This is a genomic window from Streptomyces sp. NPDC054770 (assembly GCF_053611985.1).
This window is the reverse complement of sequence record NZ_JBSHBL010000187.1, coordinates 1-2,683: the sequence shown is the minus strand read 5'-3', so window position 1 is coordinate 2,683 and position 2,683 is coordinate 1. Positions and strand designations below refer to the sequence as shown.

At 69.9% G+C, this 2,683-nt stretch carries 2 protein-coding genes and 2 pseudogenes; 2 read left to right on the top strand and 2 right to left on the bottom strand.

Annotated elements, in window-relative coordinates:
• Both ACWGKQ_RS52115 and ACWGKQ_RS52110 read left to right on the top strand, forming a co-directional pair.
• Positions 1 to 480 (top strand): annotated as a pseudogene (locus ACWGKQ_RS52115) (aldehyde dehydrogenase family protein); the annotation flags it as partial.
• Between the two features lie 10 nt (positions 481 to 490).
• Positions 491 to 1,264, top strand: a complete 774-nt coding sequence (locus tag ACWGKQ_RS52110; protein WP_453299170.1) for a GntR family transcriptional regulator — start codon at positions 491 to 493, stop codon at positions 1,262 to 1,264.
• Between the two features lie 92 nt (positions 1,265 to 1,356).
• Here the strand turns inward: ACWGKQ_RS52110 and ACWGKQ_RS52105 are convergent, their stop codons facing one another.
• Both ACWGKQ_RS52105 and ACWGKQ_RS52100 read right to left on the bottom strand, forming a co-directional pair.
• Positions 1,357 to 2,205 (bottom strand): sugar phosphate isomerase/epimerase family protein, encoded by an 849-nt coding sequence (locus ACWGKQ_RS52105; protein WP_453299169.1) that lies wholly within the window; start codon positions 2,203 to 2,205, stop codon positions 1,357 to 1,359.
• 277 nt (positions 2,206 to 2,482) lie between these two features.
• A pseudogene (locus ACWGKQ_RS52100) lies at positions 2,483 to 2,683 on the bottom strand (inosose dehydratase); the annotation flags it as partial.

The window sequence follows — 2,683 nt, the reverse complement described above, 5'->3', positions numbered from 1 at the left end:
GGTGCCGCCGCCGAGGGCTGCGAGGTCGTGCTCGACGGCACCGGCTACACGGTCGAGGGCTTCGAGGACGGCCACTGGATCGGCATCTCGCTGCTCGACAAGGTGCCCACGTCCGCGAAGGCGTACCAGGACGAGATCTTCGGCCCGGTCCTGTGCGTCCTGCGCGTGGACACCTACGAGGAGGGCGTGGCCCTCATCAACAGCTCGCCGTTCGGCAACGGCACGGCGATCTTCACCCGGGACGGCGGTGCGGCCCGCCGCTTCCAGCTGGAGATCGAGGCCGGCATGGTCGGCGTGAACGTCCCGATCCCGGTCCCCGTCGGCTACCACTCCTTCGGCGGCTGGAAGGACTCGCTCTTCGGCGACCACCACATCTACGGCAACGACGGCACGCACTTCTACACCCGCGGCAAGGTCGTCACCACCCGCTGGCCCGACCCGGCGGACGCGCCCGCGGGCGTCGACCTGGGCTTCCCCCGCACCACTGACCATGGCCAGGGACCGGAAGGCGGCCGGCGGTCCGGCGCTGCTGGACTTCGACCTCGACCGCAAGAGCCCGGTGCCGCTGTACTACCAGTTCGCCCGGCAGTTGGAGCAGGCCATCGAGCACGGCCTGCTCCTGCCGGGCGACCTGCTCGGCAACGAGGCGGACCTCGCCGAACGGATCGGCCTGTCCCGGCCGACCGTGCGACAGGGCATCAAGACGCTGGTCGAGAAGGGCATGCTGGTGCGGCGTCGGGGCGTGGGCACGCAGGTCGTGCACAGCAAGGTCAAGCGCCAGCTGGAGCTCAGCAGCCTCTACGACGACCTGGAGGAGAGCGGACAGGAGCCGAGCACGCGGGTGCTGAGCAATGAGATCGTGCCCGCGTCCGCCGAGGTCGCCGCGGCCCTCGGAACCAGGGAGGGCGACAGCGTTGTCAGGCTGGAGCGGATCCGGAACGTCGGCGGTGTCCCGGTGGCCGTGCTGTGCAACTATCTGCCGGCCGGCCTGCTGTCGGACCTCGACACGGAGCGGCTGGAGGCCACGGGTCTGTACCGGCTCCTGCGGGTGGCCGGCATCAGCTTGCACAGCGCGCAGCAGACGGTGGGAGCCCGGGCGGCCACCGCCCAGGAGGGCGAACACCTCGGGGAACCAGCGGGTGCACCGTTGCTCACCATGCGGCGTACGGCGTACGACGCCGACGGGCAGGCCGTGGAGTACGGCACGCATCTCTACCACGCCGCACGGTACGTGTTCGAGTTCCAGCTGCTGGTACGGGCGTGAGGCGTGGCGCACGTCCGATCCGCGTCAGAGACATGGAGGCAGGGGTGGCGGGGACGACCGTGGTTTCGTCCCTGCCACCCCTGCTGCTCTGGTTACGCCAGCAGCGCTGCGGCGGTGCGGAAGGCCGCCTCGGCGGCCTCCCGCACCGGCAGCGCGCGGTGCGCGTCGGAGAGGATCTCCACTCCCCACGGACCGTGCCAGCCGGCCGTACGGAGCGCGGTGATGATGCCCGGGAGGTCGAAGGCCCCCTCTCCGCACAGGCGGCGCCGCCGCACGGTGTCCTCGAAGAGGGTGCCGACGACCTGACTGTCGGCGTCATTGAGCTCCACGCCCACGATGCGGGCCACGGGTACCTCGGCCAGCTCCGCCGGCGGAGTGTGGGCCCGCTCGGTGTGCCAGACGTCGATGATGACGCCGCCCGCCGGGTGGCCGGCGGCCTCGACGAGCCGGAGTCCGTCGTGGACGGTCTTGACGTTGGACCAGGGCAGGAACTCGATACCCACCCGCGCGCCCACGGCGTCCGCCTGGGCCGCCAGCGTGGCGAGTTCCTCGGCCCACACGTCGAGGTGCAACGGTCCGTCCTCGACATCGCCGTGGATCTTGAGGTGGTGGGCGCCGAGCGCCTCGGCGCCCCTGAGGAGGTCTTGTCGGACGGCGTCCGACGCGGCCCGCCGCGGTCCGTCGGCCCACCAGCCGGCCAGGGCCTCCAGTTCGATGTGGGTGAGGCCGTTGTCCTCGAAGATCGACCGGATGCCCGCGAGTCCGTACTCGCGCTCGGCGACCAGCAGATCTGCGTGCACCAGCCCGAAACCCTTGAACCCGACGGCACTTGCCGCTTCCGCCCGTTCCCGAAGGCTCAGCGGACTGCGCTGGTCATTCCCGGCGGGGTCGGCATCGCCCGCAGTGGTCCAGCAAGTGGCCAGGAGATCCTCAGTAACCATTTCCCGCGTTCCTAATCTTTTCGGGCTTTCCTACCTGCATTGATATACCAGACAGAAAGATTCCGAGCCGATCGAAAGGGGTCAGCACAATGAGCGGAACTCCGAGACCGGATGCCGACCGTCCCGGAATCCTTGGGTGGTCTGTGACGGACGTCAATGCTCAGGAACCCTTCAGAACAGCATCATAGAATTTCCGGCAGAGGCGTGCCCGGAGCGGGGGGACCGCCCGTGCGGCAGGCGTCCCCCGGCTCCGGGCGGAGAGGTGGTCTGTATGCCGTTACGCGACGCCCCGCAGTACCGAGCGCAGGTGCTCGGCGCTGGCCCACACGTCCTCGACCGGGCCCTTCTCCTTGGGTTCCGTGGTGAGGATGGTGTCCTGTTCGAGGACGTACCAGCCGTCGTAGCCGCGGGCGGCGAGGTGGGTGACGATGGCCTGGACGTCGACGTCGCCGGCGCCCAGTGGGCGGTACATGCCGGC

Excerpts from the sequence above, each read along its gene's own strand:
- ACWGKQ_RS52110 (WP_453299170.1), top strand. The coding sequence starts at position 491 with ATGGCCAGGGACCGGAAGGCGGCCGGCGGTCCGGCGCTGCTGGACTTC.
- ACWGKQ_RS52105 (WP_453299169.1), bottom strand. The coding sequence starts at position 2,205 with ATGGTTACTGAGGATCTCCTGGCCACTTGCTGGACCACTGCGGGCGAT.